Consider the following 20,257-nt stretch of genomic DNA (forward strand, 5'->3'; position numbering starts at 1 on the left):
GGGCCCCCTCAACGGAATTTGCCCGCGCCGCCGGGCCTGTCGCCGCCGGGCCTATCGTCACCTCCATGACCACTCTGCTGATCGCGGGCATGCCGGCCGCGGGACACGTCAATCCCACCCTCCCCGTCGTCACCGAACTCGTCGGCGCCGGTGTCGATGTCGTGTACCTGTGCGACGCCGAGTTCGAGGACCGCATCCGGGAGACGGGCGCGAGGTTCGTGCCGTATCCCGAAGGGGTGCTGACGTCACGTGACATCGCGGAGGCGACCAGGGCAGGCAGCAGTGTGGGGGTGGTGGTCAAGGTGCTGAGGGCGTGTTCGGCGCTGGTCCCGTTCGTCGTCGAACAGGCGAGAGCGCTGGGCCCGACCGCCCTGATGCACGACTCGAACGCGCTCTGGGGCCGACTGGCCGCGAGCATCCTGAACCTGCCCACGATCTCGTTCATGACGACCTTCTTCGTCGGGGCCGGCGCGGTGAAGGCCCTCACGGTGCGGGAGAACCTCGCGGTCGTCGGCCCGACCCTGCGCGACATGCCTGCTGCGCTACGGGCCAAGCGCGCGCTGGTCAATGAGTTCGGAACGGACGCCGTCCCGCCCACGCCGATGCTGCCGCTGCGCGGCGACCTGACGCTCTTCCCGATCCCCGAGGAACTCCAGGCACCCGCCCCGCGCCTGGACGCCGGCTGCCGCTTCACCGGCCCGACGACCAGCCCGGACGCCGAGTCCACACCCCTGGACCCCGAGCTCTCCGCCCACCTTTCCGGCGGGCAGCCGGTCGTCCTGGTCTCTCTGGGTACGCTGCACGACGGCGGCGCGCCCTTCTTCCGTACCTGCTGCGACGCGCTCGGAGACCTCCCGGTCCGCGTGGTCCTCGCCACCGGCAGCGCGGTCGACCCGGCCGACCTGGGAGCCACACCGCCGAACACCCTCGCCCGCCGTACGGTCCCTCAACTCGCGGTCCTGCGCGAGGCGTCGGTGTTCGTCACCCACGGAGGCATGAACAGCGCGCTCGAATCCCTCCACTACGGGGTGCCTCTGGTGGCCGTCCCGCAACAGGTCGAGCAGCTGCTGATCGCCCGCTCGGTCGCGGAGCGCGGCGCGGCGGTGGTCCTCCGCCAGCCCCTCTCCCACCGCCCCGTCCCGACCGCCGCGCTACGGGCGTCCGTGGAACGGGTGTTGGGCGATCCGGGGATGGCCGGGGCCGCCGCCGCGATGGGCCGACGGTTCCGCTCGGAGGGCGGGGCTGGGCGGGCGGCGGAGCTGGTGCGGGGGATGTTGGGCGGCGGGTGAGGTGCGGCGTGCGCGGGACATTCGTCAGCCGTCGGCCACGCCTCTACAGGTGAGCCACGACCGTTTTGCCGCCCGGTGGGTGGGACAGGATTTCCCAGCGGTCGGACAGGGCCGATACGAGGAGCAGGCCGCGGCCGGAGGTGGGGAGGGGTGCGGACGTGGGCGGGTGGTGGGGGAAGCGGTCGCCGCGGGCGTCGGTGGTCTCGATACGGAGACGGTGGGAGGCCGCGTCGTAGGTGAGCGCCAGGCGGAAGTCGCGGCCCGGCAGGCGGCCGTGGGTGGCCGCGTTGGCGGCGAGTTCCGCGACGACGAGTTCGGCACGCTCCGTGAGGTCCGGCGGGGCGGCCCAGGAGTGCAGCGTGGTGGCGGCCAGGTGTCGGGCCAGGCGGGCGCCGCGGGGTGTCGAGGGCAGAAGCTGTGTGAACGTGCGTACGGGTGTGGTGAGTTGGGGCGCCGCGTGTTGGTTCATGGTGTCAGCGTGGTGCCCGCGATCCGGTTGATGCGAGAGCGGCGTCCCGTACGGGGAGTCAGCGTACGGGCGCGTGGGGTGGACGGTACGAGGGGGCAGTCGTCACTCTGAGTGCATGGATCGCGGCGACCCGGCGCGATGCGACTCGGAGCAGAGGGGGCGGCGCATGCGCGGCGTCGGGGAGATCGAGGTCGGCGGACCGTCGGGGGAGCAGGAGCGGGAACCCCGGCCGTCGGACAGTCTGCGCACGTTCGGTGCGGTCGTCCAGGCCCTGCGCGAGCACGCGGGGCTGAGCCGGGAGGAGTTGGGCACGCGGGTCCGGTACTCGAAACACACCGTGGAATCGGTGGAGTTGGGGCGGCGGATGCCGGACGAGGCGTTCGTGCGGAGGGCCGAGGAGGTCCTGGGCAACACCGGCGCGCTGTGCAAGGCGGCGCGTCATCTGACGCGCGGCGAGGCGGGGTTCGCGGCGTGGTTCCGCCGGTGGGCGCGCCTGGAGCGGGAGGCGGCGGGCCTGTGCACGTACGAGTGCCGGCTGGTGCCGGGGCTGCTGCAGTCCAGGTCGTACGCGCGGGCGGTCTTCGAGGGCACCATTCCGCTGCGCACCGACGAGGAGTTGGAGGCGCAGTTCGCCGCGCGGATGGAGCGGCAGACGATGATGCGTGAGCGGCCGACCGTGCCGTTCGGCTTCATCGTCGAGGAGCATGTGTTCCGGCGGCGGTTCGGCGACGCGGACGCGATGCGCGAGTCGTTCGACCATGTGCTGGAGCTGACCACGCCGCGCAATGTGACGCTGCAAGTGGTGCCGCTGGAAGGCGGGTTGCATGCCTGCCTGGATGGGCCCGTGCAGATTCTGGAGACGGACGAGGGGAGTCGGCTCGCATACTCCGAGGGGCAGGAGAACGGTCGGTTGATCTCCGGCCCGAAAGAGGTGAGTGTGCTCTGCCGGCGCTATGACACACTGCGCTCGCAGGCCCTGAACCCCAAGGAATCGCGGGCCCTGCTGGAGCGACTGCGAGGAGAGCTATGAGCAGCGTCACGACGGAACTGGCCTGGTTCAAGTCCAGCTACAGCGGCAGCCAGGGCGACAGCTGCGTGGAGGTCGCCATCGCCGAACAGGCCGTCCACGTACGGGACTCCAAGGATCTGCGCCGCCCGGCGTTCGTGGTGGGGGCGCAGGGGTGGGGGCGGTTCGTGGGGTTCGCGCGGTTCACCACGGGGGATTGAGGGGGCCGTTCGGTCCGGTCCCGGACGCGAGGGCGGCCGTGTGGATTCCGCACGCGACGGTGGGGCCGCCCTCCGGGAAGAGGGCGGCCCCACCGTCGTCGTACGACGCTCTTCGGCTGTCGGTCGCTCGTCGTCAGCCGATGAACGCTGTGATCACTTCCGCGACCGGCGCACAGCCGTCGTCAGCAGCACACCGAGTCCCAGCAGGAACACGGATCCCAGCGCCGCGATCAACGTCCCGGTCGAAGGGCCGGTGTCCGGGAGCTCGCCGCCCGAGTCGTTGGGGGTGATCTCGGCGCTCGTGCCGCAGGCGGGATCCTTCGAGCCCGCCGCACAGTTCGAACTGTCGGGACCGACCACCGCGTTGGCGAGCGTGCCGTTCCCGGCGATCGGGTCCTTGACAGTCACCGAGTAGGTCAGCGTCGCGGTCTCGCCCACGGGCACGTCGCCGGACCAGGTGAGGTTCGGCGCGTCGTAGGAGACGTCCCCGGTGTCGGTACTGGCGTCACCGTTGTAGACGGCGTCGTCGAGGGCGTCCGACATGTCGTCGGTGAGCGTGGCACCGCTGTAGTCGGCCTCACCGACGTTCTTGACCGTCACGGTGTACGTGACCTTGTCACCCGGCTTGACCTTCTCCGTGTCCGTGGTCTTGGCGATCTGAAGCTCCGCGACCGGAACGAGGGTCTCGCAGTCCGTGTCGTTCGAACCCTTCGCGCAGTTCGAGTCGCCGGGGCCGGTGACCGTGTTGGTCAGCTGATGATCGCCCTCGTCCGGGCTGTCGACCGTGGCGGAGTACGTGATCGTCACCGTCTGCCCGGCCGCGATGTCGCCCGACCACTTCAGGTCCGGATCGTCGTACGTCACCGAACCGGAGGAGGCGGTGGCGTCCTCGCCGTAGGTGGCGTCGTCGAGCACCCCGCTCAGGTCGTCATCGACGTCGGCGCCACTGATGTCGGAGGCGCTGTTGTTGGTGACCTTCACGGTGTACGTGACCTTGTCTCCGGGCTCGGCGGAGGCCGTGTCGGCGGACTTGGTGATGTCCAGGTCCTTGACGTCCTGCTGGTCGTTGCAGCCGTCTTCCGAACCGGTCCGGCAGTTCGAGTAGTCGTTGCCGGTCACCGCGTTGCCCAGGTGGGCATTGCTTCCGGCCGAGGCCTCGACGGTGACCGAATAGGTGACGGTCGCCGTCTCACCCGGATCGAGTGTCCCGGACCACTTCAGGTTCGGATCGTCGTACGACACGTCACCGGTACTGGCCTTCGCGTCCCCGTTGTACTTCGCGTCGTCCAGGACATCGCTCAGATCGTCATTGGCGGTGGCGTCGACCGGAACCTTCCCGGTGTTCTTGACCTCCACGGAGTACTCGACCGTGTCGCCCTGAGCGACCGTGCCGCCGTCGGCCGGGTCCGAGGTCTTGGAGATGGTGTAGCTGGGCTCGTCGAACACGACGCTGGCGCAGCCCCGTGGGTCGACGCCGATCACACCTCTGAGCTTCGTGATGTTCCCGTCGGCGCAGTTCTTGTACGTGCCGGCCTGGTCGGAGGTGACGTCGACGCTGAGTGTGCAGGACTTCTGACCTTCCGTCAGGTCACCGGACAGGTCCACGGTGCCGCTGCCCGCGGAGGTGTCGACGCTGCCGTTGGTGCACGTGGTCTCGGTGTTCGCGGAATCGGCGACTTTCAGCCCGGAAGGAAGGTTGTCGGTGAACGACCAGCCTTCCTTCTTCAGCAGGTCCGAGGTGTTCGTGACGGTGAACGTCAGCTTCGACGTACCGCCGACGGCTACGGCATCGGGACTGAACGACTTCTCCACGCGCGGGGTGACGTCTTCGATCTTGATGTCGTCGAAGGCGGCGTCGTTGCCGCCGTAGACACCGGTCGCATTCTTCATGCGGATGCCCATGCTGCTGCCGGGATAGATCATCGGGCTGTCGGCCCTGTTGTTCACGACGTTGATGTCCTTGGCGAAGCCGGTTTCGGCCGTCGTGTACGTCGTCGCACCGGGGTCCGTGCACGGGTTGATCGGCCTGCTGGACAGGGGATACTCCGTGGCCCCGTCGAACAGGAAGAAGTTCAGGTTGGGCTGCGCGTAATTGCATGCCGAGGCGCCGGAGGTCACCGAGGCGGTGAGGAACCGGTTCGTCGAGTTCAGCGCGATCTGCCGCTCGGTCTCGAACTCCACCTTGTCGGCGCCCGGGTCGGCCGAGGTGTACGCGGCGACCGCGTGGTTGTCCGGCGGGTTGGCTGCGGCGTTGTGCATCCCGATCGCGTCGGTGATGTTGCGCAGGTTGTTCCAGTTGGTGCTGCTGCCTGCGCACTCCTGGATGCCGGGCGTGAAGCCGTCCGAGTCCGTTTTGTTGAGGACCCAGCCGTTGCAGTTCGTGAGCCAGGCGTCGTCCGCGGTGTAGGTCATCATGCGAGCGGCCGCGTCGCCGGTGTACTCGGTCAGCTTGATCGGCTGCGGAGCGGGGTCGTTCTCGAAGTCCTCGTCGTACACGACGGTCGGGTCCTCGGGGACCCCCGGCTGGGCGGCGGCGGCCGCCCGCGCGTGCTCCTGCGGCTTCGTGTGTGCTGACGGTGCTTCGGCCATGGCCGGGAGCGCGACGGCCGTTCCCATCGCCGTGCTGAGCGTCACGGCCAGTGTGGCGGAGAGCCGCCGCAGCCTCACCCCCCAGGCCGGTCGTCTGCTGCGGTCCATCGGCGCCCTTCCTCCGGAGACGGGTGTGTCCGTAGGAAGGGTCGCCCGCTGGGGCGGGGAAGCTCGGTAGGGCAGGGGGTGACGCGGTGGGTTTTACCTATATGGGCTCATATGGGGCATATGGCCAGGTTTGCCTCCGTGTGCCGACTCACTGTGGCCGCGATGGTCCGAACCTGGCCTACTCCTCGAGCCCCGCCACGAGTGCCGCGTAGAAGTCGTCGCCCACCGTCTTCAGGATCGGATCCTGCCGCCGGATGTCGATGACATGGCCGGTCAGCGGTGACACCAGGACGTCGATCGAGGACTGGGCGACCGCCTCGGAGGTGAGGAGGGAGGAGGACGGTTCGTCGCCGAAGGCGTTGGTGCGCATGGGGGTCGCCGTGCGTTCCGGGTTGATGCAGTTGACGCGGATGCCGTCGGTGGCCCATTCGTCGGCGAGGGCCTGGGTGAGGTTCACCGTGGCGGCCTTGGCGGAGGAATACAGGCTGTAGGACCCGCGGCCCCGGGTGTAGCTGCTTGAGGTGTAGAGGAGGAGCTGGCCCTTGGTCTCGGCCAGGTAGCGGTACGCGAAGCGGGCCATGTGCACGGGGGCCAGGTAGTTCACCGCAGTGGCCTCTTCGATGGTCTCCGTGCTGCTCTCCGCGAGTTTGCCGATGCGGAGCACGCCCGCCGTGTTGACCACGTAGTCGACGCGGCCCGTCTTCTCGTACGCCTCGGCCAGCGCGCGCTCGATGTGCTCGGGCTGCTCCACGTAAGTGCCGGTTCCCGAGCGGCTGTTGGCGAAGACGTTCGCGCCGTGGCCGCGGGCGATGGAGGCGATGTCCGCCCCGATGCCGTAGCTCGCTCCGAAGATGACCACGGTGCGGCCGTCGAGGCGCTTGCGGTACTCGTCCTCCTCCAGGGCCTCGGGGGCGACGCTGGAGGCGAGCTGGAACAGCTTGTCGGTGAGGAACACGTCCACGGGGTGGGTGATCTTCATGTTGTGCTCCTCGCCGCGCACGATGTGCACCGGTACGTCGGGGAGGTAGCGCAGCACGATGGAGCAGTCGTCGGTGCCCTCGAAGTGAGGGTCGCCGGCGGCCGCCTCGTAGGCCTGCCACAGGGTGGCGAGGCGGAAGCCCTGGGGGGTCTGGCCGCGGCGGAGCCGGGAGCGGTCCGGGATCGAGGTGATGAACTCGCCGTCGGTTCCGTGGGTGCGGACGTGCGCGATGGTGTCCGCGGAGGGGATGGCCACGTCCACCGCGTCGTAGCGGTCCAGGGCGGAGACGCAGTCGGCGACGATCCGCTGGGAGAGGAGGGGGCGCACCGAGTCGTGGAAGAGGACCTTGACGTTCTCCTGTGGGGCGACGCCCGCCTTGGCACCCAGGGCTCCGAGGGCCCGACGGGTGGTCTCGTTGCGGGAGGTGCCGCCGGGTATGACGCGGCTGACCTTTTCGTATCCGGCGGCGTCCACGATCTTCTGCAGCGTGGGGACGAAGTCGCTCGTCATGAGGACGATGATTTCGTCGATGTCCGGGGCGCGCTCGAAGACGTCGAGGGTGTGCTCGATGATCGTCTTGCCTGCGATCTTGACCAGCTGTTTCGGAACGGCCAGGCCGACGCGGGTACCCGTGCCTCCGGCGAGGACGACGGCGACGGTGCGGTCGGTCTTCTGAGCGCTCGCGGGCTGCTGATTCACGTCATTCCCCAGACTGAAAGTGGTGCGTGTGGCGCCATTACGGGAGTCGTCGGCCGCCTGCTCGTCGAATGTAGTCAGGCTGCACCAACCGGAAGTAACCCGTCAAACGGGACAATTAGGTGGTGCTGACAGGCGGTGCTGGTTCACAGCCGGAGGCTCACATTGCGTTTGTCCGTGACGTACGGGCTGCAGTGCAGCGCCTTGGCCTTGCGGGTCAAGGGCTGGAGATCGGCGGAGGTGGCGTACGTGGGGGCCGAGACGCGGATGTCGCGCAGGTCCTGGCCGCGGCGCAGCCTCAGATAGCAGTCCCAGGTGCCCTCGAGGCCCTCGCGCAGCTCGGCGGTGAAGGTGGCCGTGAAGCCGATGGCCCAGTTGGGTACGGGGGGCGCCCAGGGGGTCTCCGACGCGGGCGCGGACGCTCCTCCGTCGGGGCTCTGCGGAGCGCGTGCGGCCGGGGGGTCGAGCAGGGGCGGGAAGTGCGTGAGGTCCGTGGGGAGCTCGATCTCGCTGCGCGTTCCGCGCTGCGAGAGCACCAGGCTCGCGGTCAGCGGCATCGTGCTGTCCCTGCCGCTCCATCCGCCCCCGACGAGCCGCGCGGAGTCGTCGTTCCAGGTCACGCCCGCCAGGTAGGCCCTGGCCGGCGTGCGGTGGCGCCCCGCCACCCCCAGGGCGGCGTAATGACGGCGCGAGGTCGCGTACATCTCGGCCTCGTACATGCCGTATCCGGGAAGGGGCTCGGCGAAGTGGGGGGTGGGGACCCGATGGCTGCCCAGGTCGCCACCGCGCAGCCGGGCCCGGACGACGGCTGCCCCGAGACGGCCCACCAGGGAGGCGTCCCAGACCCCGGGCGGCAGGACAGACCCCTCGTGACAGGTGGTCAGAGGGATCTGCGCGCGCCAGGTCAGGGCGTCGAACGCGGCGTAGGACAGCGTGGAGACGGGTAGCTCGACCTCGTCGGGGCCGTCGCGCCGAGCCAGCAGGAGGTGGAATTCCATGTCCTGGATCGGTAGTCCCGGCACTTCGGTGCGGCCTGTGAGGACGAAGGACTCCTCGTCGCGGAAGGCGGACTCCAGCACGGCGGACGCGTCGAGGGAGTCCGTGACGTCGTAGACCAGGTCGGGCACTGCGGCGTCGGTGTCGCGGAGGTAGGGCAGATCCGCGTAGAACCGTCCGGACGACGAGAATTTGGCCTGTGCCGGGCGGTCGGACACGAGGTCCGAGGTGTAGAGCTCGGCCAGGAGGTCTCTGCGGTGTTTCGTGAGCAGCACGGCCGAGAGCCGCTCGAACGGATCGCACTGCAGCAGGGCCCCATCGGTGAGGACGGGAGAGAGCACCAAGGCGATACGGTCGAACGCCGACTCCGCGGCCGGCACTCCCTGCACGCCCACCCAGCGGCGAAGGAAGCCGACCACGTCCTTGAGGTGCCGAGCCACCAGGATGTCCCGCTGGTCCTGGCCCAGGCCGGCCCCCTGGATCCGCTGGACGGGCTCGACGATGTTGGTGACCCGCTCCGGCGCCTTGAACGTACGGGACAGCTCCTGCTGCTCGCCTTGCGCGCGGGTCCAGTAGTAGCAGTCGTAGTCCGCCACGATGCCGATGGACTGCGGGGCCGCCAGATAGGCGGTCGACACGAAGATGATGTCCTCGCCGTAACCGGCGTCTTCGTCGAAGCGGAGGCCGAGCCGATCGATCAGGTCGCGCCGGAAGAGCTTGAAGACGACCTGGTTCCGGTAGGCGTGCGTGTCGAAGATGTTCCCGCGCTCCACGGTTTCGCGGAACATCGAGGTGGCGGCCCTGCGGCCGCCCGCTCCCACGATCTTTCCCAGGACGATGTCCGTGTCGCCGCGTTCCGCGAGGGCGAGCATCCGTTCCAGCGCTTCCTCGCCGAGCCAGTCGTCCGCGTCGAGGAAGAACAGGAACCGGCCGCGGGCGTGTTCGATCCCGGTGTTCCGGGCCGCCGCCGGTTTCCCCCGGTGGTCGATGGTCAGCACGGTGATGGCGGGGTGCAGCGCGGAGAGCCGGTTGAGCTCCGCAGGGGTGGCGTCGATGGAACCGTCGTCGACGACGATGATTTCGCATCTGTCCGGCCCGATACTCTGTCGCACCACGGAGGTGAGGCACCGCTCGATGGTGGTCTCCGCGTTGTACACGGGAACGATGACGCTGATGTCAACCATCGCCGTGAGCTCCTTCCCGTGTCACGCTCTGCGTCGTTGATTCGATTTCTTCCTGAATGTCCGGCAGGCCTTCTTCCTGTAATTCCGCCGGAACCTCCTCCTGCTCGGTGTCTTCCTGATTGAAAGGCGTGGCAACAGTCGGCACCGGGACCTCTCCGGCCGGAAACGTCCGAATTCCCCGCTCGTACAGATCGTCCACCGCGTGCGTGAAGCGCTTCTGGGCGTCGGGCCCGCCCAGGACGAACGTCCGGAGAACACGACGGCGTTCCGCGAGCCGGTCGCCGCCTGCGGCCCGTACGGACTCCAGGAAGTCACCCACCGCCAGGTCTTCCCCCACGGGCACGAGATACGCGGCGCCCACTACGGATACCTGCTCCGTCAGCTCGGCCACGGAAAGGCCGCGGGGGTTCGACAGGGCGTACGGCTTTCCGCTGGCCAGGAAGTCGGACACCACACTTGAAATGTCACTGATCATGCCGTCGACCGAATTGAACACGGCGAAGAGCCCCGGCAGCCGTCCCGTGCTGTGGAAGTGCAGACGCGGGCTGTTGGCCATCGGGAAGAGCTCGTACCAGCGGGAGACGGCGAATTGCTGGCGTACCACCCTTTCCTGTTCGGTCAGGTGGTACGCGGGGGAGTCGCGGCTGCGGTCCTGCAGTTCCGCCATGCGTTCTTCCAGCGCGGCCATTTCCTTGAGCACCGTCGCGTCCGCCGCGAGACCGGGGTCCTCGGCGAGCCGCCGCTTGTTGTCCTCTTCCAGAATCGCCAGGATCTTCCGGTGCTCCGCCGCGGTATCCGGCGAGCGGTAACCGAGCATCGGGTGGGGGCGGTAGACGATCCGGCCCTCCGGGTTGAGCCTGAGGAGTTCGCTGATGATGCGTACGCCCAATTCCGGCACCGAGCTGTAGTCACCCTCCCGCGTCCAGCCCTCCCACGTCGGCGCGTACAGGACGGCCGGGTGCTCCCTGGCCTCCGGGGCTGCGGGTTCGACCTCGTCGAGCTGCGGCAGGCCGACCTCCACGATGGCCTCGTCGGATATGGATCCGCGCAGGCGCCGGTACCGTTCCCGGCCCGCCTGCCCGGCCACCCAGATCTCGTCGTACGTCTTGCTGACCCGGTTGCTGGAGGCGAGTTTGTCGCTGTCGCCATGACCGACGAAGACATGTTTCATCTCGGCTCGCCCCAGCATGTGGACGTTCTTTCCGGCATTTCCGGGATAGAGCACGACCCGGGCATGGGGAAGCATGATCTCGCCCAGGTCGTCGGCCTTCGGTACACAGATGGCGGGGATGTCCGTCGGGGTGAGGAGTTCCATCGAGCGGCGTTCGCGCAGCACCACGAGACAGCTCCGGCCGGTGTTCTTCAGTACCGGCAGCCACATGTTGACCTGATACATGAAGTCGCTCGATGCCGAGGCGAAGCTGAAGTACACGACCACCTCGGGGGAGGCGTATCCCAGGGCGCGATTGACCGCTGCGAGCGAATCCTCGCGTTCGGGCACCTGGTGCGCCCGCATCGCCTGCGGCAGCATGACGGCCATCGCGGTGATCGAGATGATGAGCAGCGCCCCGATCCCCCCGTACAGGAAGGTGATCCGGTCGGTGACGATCGACGCAGTGGCCCCGGCGGAGATCAGGACATCGAGATAGAGAATCTTGCGGACGTAGCTCCGATAGACGTAGTTGCGCGGGAGCGGCGGAGGAATGCACTCGCTCAGATCCAGCATCCGCACGATCACCGGAATCGCCCGGTGTTTGCGTTTGGCGGTCTCCAGGGGCAGTCCGTACAGCACCAAGAAGACAAAGAGGTAGATGAATCCGCAGGCGAGAAGCGCGGTGGCATGCCGGGGGAAACCCGGGAACTCGCCGCAGAACCCGATGAGCAGAAGCTGACGTATCAGGAAGCGCATCGTGAGTCCGAAGCGGTTCTTGCGCAGCAGCGACAGCGCATCGGACTTGACGTACGGCAGGACGGCATCGACGCCGTAACTGACGACGATTCCGATGGCGAAGAACCAACGGGACAGCGTGGCGACGCCATAGGCCATGGCCACGTAGGAACCGAGCAGGGCCAGCAGCAGGGTGTTCGCCGCGATCAACCGGCTGCACTTGCGCAGCGCACGCAGCAGCCTGCGCCCCGGGGACGGCGCCACGTCTTCCACGTCGGCCTGGTCGGGAGGGTCTCCCTCCGTGGGCTGCGCACCGGAGAGCGTCATCGCGATCCACCACCGTCGGGATCCGCGGAGAGCTCGCACGACAAATAGCCGCCGGGTGTCCGGTACACCCGCACCCGTGTCGAGCCGTCGCCCGTGAACAGGCCGCTGTCCAGGGCCTTCCCCGCATTCGCCGGAGCCTTCAGACGTGCCTCCTTGGCCGTCCCGGCCGAGGACACGATGACCCAGAAGTCCCAGGGGCCGTGCCGTTTCCGGGACCAGTCGACCTGGTCGAAGTCCAGTACGGTGCGCCAGCCCGCGGCGTCGTAGTCGTGCACGCCGTCCCCGCGCTCGTGGGTCAGGAACGGGGTGGGGGAGGACGTCACCGGGAGCACCGTGGCCCCCGCGCCGCCGCGCCGGCGCAGGTGCAGGGTGACCGTGCACTTGGAACTGTCCAGGGATCCGACGTAGCCGAACCCGGTGAGCACCAGCCTGGTGGGCCCGGACAACACCGCCTGGAGCAGTTCGGCCCTGGCTCTGAGGCGGTCGGTGGCGTCGAAGACATGGTCGGGCAGCGGGTTCCCCGGCCCGCGGTGGGCCCGGAAGAACGGGAAGGCGCGGTAGACGCGGCTGCCCTCCACCACGGTGCGCGCGCGGTGGGAGAAGCGGCGGTTGACCGCCAAGTAGGACACCTCGTCGAAGAGCCCGCGATCGGCGGCGAAGGAGCACAGGCCGGGATAGAGCCCCACCCGTTTGCCGACCCCGTTGCTCCAGTGCTCCTGGCGCATGCGCTGCATCTCCAGGACCGCGCACTGCCGTTCGCGGTACGAGGCGTCGGAGTCGACGACCGCGAGCATCTCGTCGATGTGGTGCCCGATCAGCACGGACAGCATTCGGTCGGCCTCGACCGAATCCCGGGACCGCTTCGCGACCGCAGAGGCCGCACGGAAGAAGGGCACCGACCGCTCGGCGCAGCAGCTCGCCTGCGGTACGGTCCCGTCCTCCGGCTCGCCGGACTGCCCGACGCGGTAGCAGACGTAGTCCGGCACGAAGGACACCTGGGCGGCGACCGCCACGGCCTGGGTCACAAAGACGATGTCGTCTCCGCCGCACATCGAGGCATCGAAGCGGATCTTGTGGCGGGACAGCATGTCGCGCCGGAAGAGCTTCATGACGCCGAGGTGACGCAGTGCCTGGGCCCGCGCCCCTTCCTCGCCCGGTTTCGCCTTGAACGCCTGCTTCTCGAATCCGCGAAGGCCGCCCCCCGCGACCTTGCCCACGACGATGTCGCTGCTGTCGCGGTCGGCAGCCGCGAGCATGCGCTCAAGGGCCTCTTCGCCGAGATGGTCCGCGCTCCTGACGAACAGCACGTACCGTCCGGTGGCCCGTGCGAGGGCCTGATTGCGTACGACTCCGGGAGCTGAGGCGGGAGACTCGCGCCGGACGACGACCACGGGGCAGCCCGCGCCGGCCGCGAAGGTGTCGGCCTCCTCGGCGCTGCAGTCCGTGGACGCGTCGTCCACGACGATCACTTCCATGCGCTCGGGAGCCAGCGTCTGCCGGCTCAGCGACTTCAGGCACCGGCCGAGCTCGGGCATGCCGTCCCGCACCGGAAGCAGGACGCTGACATCTGCCGGGCGTGGACCGCCGGACACGGTCTCGGTGCGCATGGTGGGCCTCCCTTCCGGTTACCGGTCGTTCCAGAGCGCGGGCCGCCACTCCCGGAACTCGGTGGGCAGGGTGTCCGCGCCCGGCAGCTCCGCGGGCGGGCTCAGGGGGGCCACGACCTCGATCTCCCAGTCGGCGGGAGGCGAGACGACCATGCCGTGACAGGCGACGACCCGGACCGTGTGGCGTCCGGCGGGCCAGGGCTGTGCCGGGGTGAACGACCAGCGGCCACTGTCGTCGACGCGGGTCTCTCCGATACGGCGGCCGTGGTGGAGGATCACGACCAGCGGGGCGTTCTTGACCGTCCCGGCGATGACCGGTGTGCCCGGCACGGACCGGCCGGGCAGTGGGTGCGTCACCGTCGGGGCGTCGAGCGAGGCGATCACCCGCAGCGATAGTTCCACCGAGGGCGTGGCCGCCTTGTCGGTCAGGCCGATCGCCGTGAGGTTGTGCTGCCCGTGGGGCCAGTAGTACGCGAGGCGCCACAGCCAGGTGCCCTTGGGACCGACGGTCGTCTCGCCCACCGGTCGGCCGTCGCTGAAGAAAACGATGCGCCGCACGCCCTTGCCTGCGGTGCCCCGGAAGGCGCGGCGCGGCAGCACGACGGCTCCCGGAGCGGGCTCCTGGAAGGACACGTCGAGCGGGAGCTCGGGGACACCCGCCCGGCGGGCCACCTCGGCCCGGATTTTCGCGGTGTCCCACTCGGGACGGCCCGGCAGCGGGGGCGGGTCCGGAGCGGGCGACAGGAACCACGTGTCGTCGACGAGACCTCGCGTCTTCAGCTCCTCCGCCAGCATCGCCGCGATGCGCGCGCAGCCGGCCCGGTTGAAGTTGCTGGTGTCGATCTGCCCGTCCGGCAGTTCCGGCAGCTCACCGGCGGCGAACCAGTTGAAGTACAGGCGTGTTTGGTGGGGGCCGATCGAACGGAAGAGGCGCGCGGTGAGCTCATTGAGGTCCAGCACGGGAACCTGGTGCGCGGTGGCGGTCTCCCGCACCAGATCGGCGTAACCCCCCGTGGCATCGATGACGGTGCCGTCTTCATAGAACCCCGCGCGGGTGGCCTGCGTGACGAACACCGGGACCCCGCCCCGCTCGCGGACCTGCCGCGCCATGCGACCCAGCACGTGACAGAAGTCCGCCGGCGCGACGTAGCGGTCGTGCCGGTGCAGTTGCTGGTCGACGTGGCCGTACGCGATGAGGACGATGTCGCTGGGGCGCAGGGTGTTCAGCACCGAGGGCAGGAATATCTCCGCTGCGTGGACGATCGACCAGTCCTTCTTACTGAAGTTGTAGACCCGCACCTCATCCGTGAAGAGCCGCTCCAACTCCTCGCCCCAGCCGGCGCGGTCGCGGCGTTTGGGGGCGACCATCTTGGCTACGGAATCTCCGAGGATGTAGACGGCGGGGGCGGAGGTCCAGCGCTCTGCGGCGTCAGCGTTGCTGGTGGTTGTCACCTGAACCCACCTCCCGATCGGGCCTCTGCAGAGCCCGCGACCGCCGTTGTGCCACCGTTCCGAGTGCGTAATAGTGCGTCAAAGCAAAGCAATCACAGGTCGTGAGGGCGCGCCAACGGTGCGCATCGAAGGGCACGGCACACCCTCAGGTTCTCCGCATGACAATTGCGAGATGCCCCTGAGGCGTGAAGTAGGGTTTCCCGCGCAGTGCGCCCTTAGCCACGGACTCGTTTTCGTGTGGTACGGCAAGGAATGGGTAATTGTGCACGCTCTTCTTGTTCGCGTAGTCGCCGCCCAGGCGTCCCACGTGTATCCGCTCACTCGCCGTGCGTGAAGTGAATACGATGTCCCAGAGGTTTTTGTCGCTCTGGAGTAGAGGTGTCAGGTCCGCATAACGCACGCTTCCCTCGAAGGTTGTGTCCCCATTGTCGGTCATTGACAGAACGGCCGATTGTTGCCCCTCAATGCGAGGGGAGGCGACAAGCTCATAGGGCTCGTCCGCAGTACTGAACCCGTACATGCGAGCCACGAAACGGAACCCAGTAGCTTGGGTGTCAACCTTCTCCACCTCGGCCCAGCGCTCCCGAATGCGACTGGATATTCTGATGTTTCCGTCCGGGCTCGCGTAGGGAAGTCGCACTCTTACCGCATCGTCATGCCACAGAGAATGATCCACCAGTGCGCGATCGTTGTACCAGGCTGCGGAAAGCGCGCGCTCCACGCCGATCTCGCCAGTAGTGATGTGGAGGCTCCACTCTCCGTCGCCGAGCGAGTTGTCATTTCCCATGATTACGGCTTCGTGCAGCGGGTTCCCGGTGGAGTCAACCGAATCCAAGGTGAATGAGAACGAAAGATCAGGTCCGACTCCGATTTTTCGGGCGAGCAACTTGAGGGCGCCGGAATCCGTCGAGGGTGCACTCACTCTTACTCGGATATTGTTCTGGCCGTCGACGGTCCAGGCCCCCTCGTCGGGCAAGAGACGCCTACGGCCGAGGCGGTGGAACAGTTCGCTCCACTGGGAGGCGATCCGGTCGGGTCGGAACCGTTGCATGTTGCGCTGTGCCAAACCTCCCATCTCTGCCCGCCGTTCTGGGTCGCTCATCAAGCGGTCCAGGGAATCTCGCATTGCCTGAACGTCGGCCACGGGGAAGAGGAAACCGTCCAGGCCATGGGAGATGATCTCTCGGGGGCCGAAGTTGCAATCGGCCGATACGGCAGGAACGCCGAGCCGCATGGCTTCGACCAGGGTCATCCCGAAGGATTCGGTGCGCGAAGCGCTGACCGCGATGCCCGCCTTGGACCACTCGCTGTCCATGAACCGTGTGGGGCCCATGAGCAGGACTCGGTCATTGAGGCCGAGATCGCTCACCAAGGAGCGGAGACTTCCGTCCTCTGCCCCCGCCCCATAGATCCTCAATGACCATTCTGGATGCTTTTCGGCCAATTCGGAGAAAGCGTGGATGACGTCGTCGTACCGCTTGTCCGCGACGAGTCGCCCCGCCGCCATGATGACTTTTGACTCGGCCGACGCGTCGACGACAAGCGGGATTGACACGCTGTTGTGGATCGCCTCGACACGTACGTCCTTGCCCGCGACGAGCTTCGCGTACTTGGTGACCAACCCGTGACTGACCGGGACGATCGCGTCGATACCGTGGGCCACCTGCCGCAATTGCTCTCCGACCTCCCGGCCCAGGGCAGAGGTGTGTACTTGGTAGACCGAGACGTGCCGCCCGGGAAAGGTACCCAAGGCGATTCCCATGACCGGCTGGGTCCCGACGACGACGTCCGAGTCCACCTCGGCAAGGTACTCGGAGATACGCACCTCCGCGAGGCGTGAATAGCTGCGCCCGCCATCCTGCTTCGGAAGGAAGCGTGGTGCTTCATGGCTGAGAGGGTTGTCGATGTCCATGCTCGGCGCATGTTCGCGCATATCGACCAACGTCCGGACCCGCACACTCGCAGGCAGCGAAAACATGGCCCGGTCTCTCCGGCGAAACACCGTGACGATTTCGACGTCATGAACTTTTGACAGTTCACCGACCAGGTTCGCGAGAGCGCTGTTGACTCCTCCGAGGCCGTAGAAATGGTGGGTGAGGAATGAGATTTTCACGGTTCGTACCCCGGTCGTCGAAGGGCTCCCGGAATCCTTGGGGTAGGCCTGTCGGTGAAGGTGGAGCAGGCTCCTCCGCCACGAAGGTACTACCGATCCCGCGGCGGTGCAGTTGCGGAGCGCAGAGGGCTGCATTCACAGTCACCGCTGACGGGTGGCGCCAGGTGTGCGAGTCGTACGGTGCGTGGCTCCGGAATTGAAGGACTGCGTAGTGGGGGTGAGAATGCCGAGAGCGGGTGACCCCAGCATCGGCATCGGACCACTCGGGAGGAATTGTGGGCAACGGCTTTGCGCTGCGCCCGAAGCGCATATACGTAGTGGGTGACTCCATGGTCACCAACCGACCCCACAAGTTCATGCCGATGGTCGGCTGGGGGCAAGTGCTGCGACTGTTCCTGGACGACTCGGTCGAAGTTCTGAACTGCGCCCGAGGGGGCGCCAGTTCCAAGGCGTTCTGGGATCGTGGTAGATACCAATGGATCCTGGACCACCTCAACCCGGGGGATCGGGTGCTGGTGTGCCTTGGCCAGGTGGACGCGGACAAGATGAACTACACGCGTCCTTGGGAGGACTACCAGGATTATGTACGAGCCTGCATTGTGGCGGCTCGTAACCGGCAAGCGCACCCAATCGTCGTCCTTCCGCACGAACGGCGCCGTCTCGACCGTTTCGGGAACCTCCAGAGCTTTCTCCGGGATTACCGCGATGCCACAGTGGAGGTGGCTGCGGAGGAGTCGGTGGCAGTGGTGGACCTCTACGAACAAAGCCTCACCTGGTGGCGGGAGTTGGGACCCGACGGGACCTACGAGATCTTCTGTCATCGGCGCGTGGATGAACCGGTGACCGACTGCAAGGAGCACGACAACACCCATCTCCGTGCCGAAGGGGCGACGGAATGCGCGAGGTTCGTCGTGCGCGCTCTCGTGGAGCAGCGGCTGATCCCAGAGGACTGGGCCACGGACATGGAACGTCGGGACTTCTCGTACTCCGAGGCCGGCTGGCTTCCAGACCAGTACTTCAAACAACTGGTGCGCACCCGAGTGGCAGCGGAACCTCCAGCCGGTCTGGCCGACGTCATCGGTGTGCCGACGGCGGGAGAGGTGGGATGAGCATGGAGACCGTGCTCGTCCAGGCCGCTGTGCACGGACCCAGCCTGTCCGGGCAGGCACGACTTACTGTCGTCGGCGCCTCGCCCCGCCCCTTCATGCTGGGCGAACGTGTCACGTTGAGGCTGCACACGATGACTGACGGCGGGCCAGGACGGATCACCGTGCGGCTGAGGTGGACCGGCTGGGAGAGCACGAAGGGTTACATGGGGGGAGTTCCCTCGCATTCTTCGGACTCCCCTGAAGGATCTGTGGAGTTCGAGTTCGAGGCAGGTACGACCAGCGCCACCGACATCGAAGTTCAGTTGTCCTCGACCGGTGGTACTCCGTCGCTTCGGCCGTATCTCAAGGTGGAGCTTGCCGACCCTGGAGAGCAGGAGAAGTTGAGCACGGCGTTCCTCACCGGTGGAATGATTCGCGTGCATCACGCGTATGCACGCCCCGCGCGGATCCTGTGCCTCGACCACCGCGCCGTAAGCATCGATCTCCTCCGGGGCAGCGTCGGATGCACTTGCGTCGAGTCCCTGACAGAGCCGTGGCACGGCGCGGCCACGATGCTGCCGGACGGCGCGGTCTCCTACTCTCCTGCCGCCGGTTTCAGCGGATACGACCGGTTCACCGCAACTCTTGCGACTGTTCAGGGAGCCCCGCTGTTCGTCCCTGTCACGGTCCGGTGCGGGCCTGTTCCGGCCGGCGGTGACGGGCTGCTCAGCGGTCCTGACGCCCCTGGTGTCAAGGCAGCCATGCGCAAGTGGCAGCCGAACACCTTCGGAGGCGACATGCCTTGGCCCACGCCGCCCCCTGTGGTCCGCGGGACTGCGGAGAGTCCTGCCTGTCCTCTTCCACGGCCGATCGACGTGACGGAGTCATGATGGATCTGAGCGGGAAGAACATCGTTCTCTGTGGTGACTCAGGAGTGTGCGGAGGCCGACGCAAGGAGCATGAGGCCTGGGAGACGATCCTGACCCAGGCGCTCGAATCCGCGGGTGTTCCAGCGGAGGCGGTAGCAGCCACTGGAGTGGCCACCCCGCGCCAAACGATTTCGCGCTTCTTCTCCTTCAAGTTTCCCGGGGTACTGCGAAAAAGCGCTCCGGGTGACGTCCTCGTCCTTGCCTTCGGTCCGGACAGCCTGGACTACTCGAGCGGCGGGTCCGAACTCAGCCTTCAGGAGTTCGGCGCCTACCTGGAACTCACGGTGGACACCGCCCGGAGCTGGGACCTGACGCCGGTATTGACCACGGTGCCGCCCCAGCATGTCTTTGACGAGTTCGGAGTCTGCCGCCCCGACGTGCTGGACGGGGTCTCAGAAGTGGTCGCCAGTGTGGCACACAGGGCCGCGGTGCAGCTGATCGATGTGCGGGGCGCCATGGCCGAAGCGTTCGCGGCCGCAGGGGTGGTGGAGGCGCGAGGCTACTTTGAGGACCATGCGCACACCGTCCGTGGGCGCACGCGGTTCAACGATGCGGGTCTCGCACTCGTGGCTTGGTGCCTCGCGGACGGTCTCAGCGCGCTGGACAGCGACCGAACGGAACGGGCCCCGTCGACACCCGCGCCTCCCCCCATGCGTCCGCGCGTGGCACCTGGGCCGGGCGACGGAGCTCCGGACGAGCTTTCCGCTCCCGAGGTCCTTGTGGGCGGTGCCCATGAGGCAGGCGCTTTCGCCGGTCTCTCCGGTACGTGCGCCGACGCCACGCACGTCGCGATCATGCAGGAAGGCAGCGTCTTCGGTACCGTGCCGGTCGCCAAGTCCGGGCGATGGACATGGCGAGCCGACACCTTGTGGCCGGACGGGAGCTATGCGCTGGACGTGGTCGCCACCGACGGCGAGCGTCGCTCACCGCCAACCCGAATCCTGGCGCCCGTGGTGCGCCGACCGGAGGCGCCACACATCAAGAGCCCGGGTTACGGGCAGGTCGTGGGATTCAGACCGGCGTTCCGAGGCACAGCCGGGCTGGGTACGGAGCGTGTGGTGTTCTTCTGCCGTGGGCGCTGGGTCGGCGACACCACGGTCGAAGACGACGGCACATGGCTCTACCGGCACACTTCTGACTGGCCAGGCGGCGACCATGTGCTCGAGGCCGTCGGCGTCCGGGCCGGCATGGCCGTCGGATCCACCTCGCTCGCATTCCACGTGCTGGCTGTGCCGCCTGGCCACTGGCTGAGCGGCAGGGCGGCCACGTGAATTCGCGCAGGGCCCGCCCACGCCGGACAGCCAACTGCCCCGCCG

At 67.6% G+C, this 20,257-nt stretch carries 14 protein-coding genes; 6 read left to right on the forward strand and 8 right to left on the reverse strand.

The window, feature by feature from the left end; translation table 11 throughout:
* Positions 1-65 precede the first annotated feature (65 nt).
* The gene (locus tag ACIRHA_RS01070) at positions 66-1,289 is read left to right on the forward strand and encodes a macrolide family glycosyltransferase (RefSeq protein WP_403838466.1); all 1,224 of its coding nucleotides are present in this window, start codon (positions 66-68) and stop codon (positions 1,287-1,289) included.
* A 43-nt stretch (positions 1,290-1,332) separates the two neighbouring features.
* Here the strand turns inward: ACIRHA_RS01070 and ACIRHA_RS01075 are convergent, their stop codons facing one another.
* Positions 1,333-1,758 carry an ATP-binding protein gene (locus tag ACIRHA_RS01075; RefSeq protein ID WP_403838468.1) on the reverse strand — a complete coding sequence of 142 codons (426 nt, stop codon included), beginning with the start codon at positions 1,756-1,758 and terminating at the stop codon, positions 1,333-1,335.
* Between the two features lie 166 nt (positions 1,759-1,924).
* Between ACIRHA_RS01075 and ACIRHA_RS01080 the strand changes: the two genes are divergently transcribed.
* Positions 1,925-2,788, forward strand: coding sequence for a Scr1 family TA system antitoxin-like transcriptional regulator (locus tag ACIRHA_RS01080; protein WP_403838470.1), 864 nt, complete (start codon positions 1,925-1,927; stop codon positions 2,786-2,788).
* Entirely contained in the window at positions 2,785-2,985 is a 201-nt protein-coding gene (locus tag ACIRHA_RS01085; protein ID WP_403838472.1) for a DUF397 domain-containing protein, read from the forward strand. The genes ACIRHA_RS01080 and ACIRHA_RS01085 overlap by 4 nt, the downstream gene beginning before the upstream one ends.
* A 153-nt stretch (positions 2,986-3,138) precedes the next feature.
* Here ACIRHA_RS01085 and ACIRHA_RS01090 read toward each other — a convergent pair whose 3' ends face one another.
* From ACIRHA_RS01090 to ACIRHA_RS01120, 7 genes are all read right to left on the reverse strand, one after another.
* On the reverse strand, positions 3,139-5,682 hold the full coding sequence (locus ACIRHA_RS01090) for an LPXTG cell wall anchor domain-containing protein (RefSeq protein ID WP_403838474.1): 2,544 nt from the start codon (positions 5,680-5,682) through the stop codon (positions 3,139-3,141).
* Positions 5,683-5,860: 178 nt separating this feature from the next.
* On the reverse strand, positions 5,861-7,360 hold the full coding sequence (locus tag ACIRHA_RS01095; RefSeq protein ID WP_403838476.1) for an SDR family NAD(P)-dependent oxidoreductase: 1,500 nt from the start codon (positions 7,358-7,360) through the stop codon (positions 5,861-5,863).
* A 143-nt stretch (positions 7,361-7,503) separates the two neighbouring features.
* Positions 7,504-9,537 (reverse strand): glycosyltransferase family 2 protein, encoded by a 2,034-nt coding sequence (locus ACIRHA_RS01100; protein WP_403838478.1) that lies wholly within the window; start codon positions 9,535-9,537, stop codon positions 7,504-7,506.
* Positions 9,530-11,752, reverse strand: a complete 2,223-nt coding sequence (locus tag ACIRHA_RS01105; protein WP_403838480.1) for a hypothetical protein — start codon at positions 11,750-11,752, stop codon at positions 9,530-9,532. The genes ACIRHA_RS01100 and ACIRHA_RS01105 overlap by 8 nt, the downstream gene beginning before the upstream one ends.
* Positions 11,749-13,359 carry a glycosyltransferase family 2 protein gene (locus tag ACIRHA_RS01110; RefSeq protein WP_403838482.1) on the reverse strand — a complete coding sequence of 537 codons (1,611 nt, stop codon included), beginning with the start codon at positions 13,357-13,359 and terminating at the stop codon, positions 11,749-11,751. The genes ACIRHA_RS01105 and ACIRHA_RS01110 overlap by 4 nt, the downstream gene beginning before the upstream one ends.
* A gap of 18 nt (positions 13,360-13,377) precedes the next feature.
* A complete protein-coding gene (locus ACIRHA_RS01115) occupies positions 13,378-14,811 on the reverse strand; it encodes a GDSL-type esterase/lipase family protein (RefSeq protein WP_403838484.1) in 1,434 nt (477 codons plus the stop codon).
* 145 nt (positions 14,812-14,956) lie between these two features.
* On the reverse strand, positions 14,957-16,924 hold the full coding sequence (locus ACIRHA_RS01120; RefSeq protein ID WP_403838486.1) for a glycosyltransferase family 4 protein: 1,968 nt from the start codon (positions 16,922-16,924) through the stop codon (positions 14,957-14,959).
* 329 nt (positions 16,925-17,253) lie between these two features.
* Between ACIRHA_RS01120 and ACIRHA_RS01125 the strand changes: the two genes are divergently transcribed.
* The 3 genes from ACIRHA_RS01125 to ACIRHA_RS01135 are packed head-to-tail and all read left to right on the forward strand — an operon-like array spanning position 17,254 to position 20,212.
* Positions 17,254-18,033 carry a GDSL-type esterase/lipase family protein gene (locus ACIRHA_RS01125; protein ID WP_403838488.1) on the forward strand — a complete coding sequence of 260 codons (780 nt, stop codon included), beginning with the start codon at positions 17,254-17,256 and terminating at the stop codon, positions 18,031-18,033.
* A gap of 2 nt (positions 18,034-18,035) precedes the next feature.
* Entirely contained in the window at positions 18,036-18,902 is an 867-nt protein-coding gene (locus ACIRHA_RS01130) for a hypothetical protein (RefSeq protein ID WP_403838490.1), read from the forward strand.
* Complete coding sequence (locus tag ACIRHA_RS01135) at positions 18,899-20,212, forward strand: hypothetical protein (protein WP_403838492.1); 1,314 nt, start codon at positions 18,899-18,901, stop codon at positions 20,210-20,212. The genes ACIRHA_RS01130 and ACIRHA_RS01135 overlap by 4 nt, the downstream gene beginning before the upstream one ends.
* The last annotated feature ends 45 nt before the right edge of the window (positions 20,213-20,257 follow it).

This window comes from Streptomyces sp. NPDC102360 (genome assembly GCF_044766085.1).
Taxonomy (GTDB): domain Bacteria; phylum Actinomycetota; class Actinomycetes; order Streptomycetales; family Streptomycetaceae; genus Streptomyces.